Raw genomic sequence first — 1,245 nt, forward strand, 5'->3', positions numbered from 1 at the left:
TCAGGGCCTTGAAACTCTTTTCATTTTTTCTTATATCATTGTAATTCATATATTTAGAAAATTCTTAACAAATTAAGCTGATTATTCGGCGGAAATATAATAAATTTGTGTTCATAAACTCTAATTTATTTAATTATAGGTCAACACTGTATCAAAAAAAGATTATTATTTTTCATAACATTTTTAAAGGCAGAATGAAGTGTATTTTTGGTTCAAAACTTATGCTACATAAGTACTTTATTAACATTAAACAATAGTGGTGTTCCCTAGATAGACAGGTTCTTCAATTTTTCAACAGCTAAGACAAAAGGCGTAATTTTGCAAAATGAAAAAAGCACTTGCTTCAATTGCAATAATTTTTCTCATTTTTGGCATGGGCAAAGCACAAATAAACGAAGAAAAAAGAATTGACTCACTGGCAAATCTTAAAGCTAAACGAATAGTAGACTCCACCCTCAAAGCGATGGAAGAAGCTAAAAAAAAGGCAGCCACTCCTGCTAAGCCACAAAAATTTAATCTCAAAATTACTGCTGATGGAACAGTCAGCGATGGAAATGTACAAAGACAAGTTTTTATCTTTAGAACAAATGCATCTTTTTCAGAGGGAATATTTTGGTTTAGCATAAACCCTACATTTACTTACGGGGAAACTAACAAGCAGGTCCAAGAGAGAGAATTTTTCACAGATATAAGTTCTACGGTTTTTTATCAAAAGCGGATTTATGGACTGGCATTTGGTGTAGCGGAAAAAAGCAATTTAAGAGCTATTCACTTACGAGATTTGATAGGTGCTGGGATTGGAATACGTTTTATTAAAGATAATCCTAAAGCGGAGCTAAGCACAAGTATTGCGTACATCTATGAGAGAACCGATTTTATTACAAAAGAAGATATACAAACTGCGCGTATATCTATAAGGTTGAGGGGTAATTACAGTGTATTTAAGAACAGATTAAAAATATCTCATCTTTCGTTTTTTCAGCCTTCAATTACAGACCGTAAAAATTTACGTTGGAATGGGGTAGTAACTGTTGAAATTCCTTTCTCAAAGCGAGTGAGTGTACGTGCTTCTGTTGAAAATTCGTATGAAAGCGTTGTTGCTCCCAACAGAAAAAATAATGACTTTAGAGCCACTTTTGGTATTGCTTTCACTAAGTGAGATAATTTTATTTTTTGGGCGTGCCCCTTGCTGACGCAAGGGTCGGGGCATTCCGCACTGCGCTAACGCTTCGGTACTTCGCTGCG

At 34.5% G+C, this 1,245-nt stretch carries 1 protein-coding gene; it reads left to right on the forward strand.

Annotated elements, in window-relative coordinates:
• Positions 1 to 325 precede the first annotated feature (325 nt).
• The gene (locus tag NZ519_13930; protein MCS7029851.1) at positions 326 to 1,159 is read left to right on the forward strand and encodes a DUF481 domain-containing protein; all 834 of its coding nucleotides are present in this window, start codon (positions 326 to 328) and stop codon (positions 1,157 to 1,159) included.
• The last annotated feature ends 86 nt before the right edge of the window (positions 1,160 to 1,245 follow it).

The sequence above is a fragment of the Bacteroidia bacterium genome, assembly GCA_025056095.1.
In the GTDB taxonomy this organism is placed as follows: Bacteria; Bacteroidota; Bacteroidia; order JANWVE01; family JANWVE01; genus JANWVE01.

Excerpts from the sequence above, each read along its gene's own strand:
- NZ519_13930 (MCS7029851.1), top strand. The coding sequence starts at position 326 with ATGAAAAAAGCACTTGCTTCAATTGCAATAATTTTTCTCATTTTTGGC.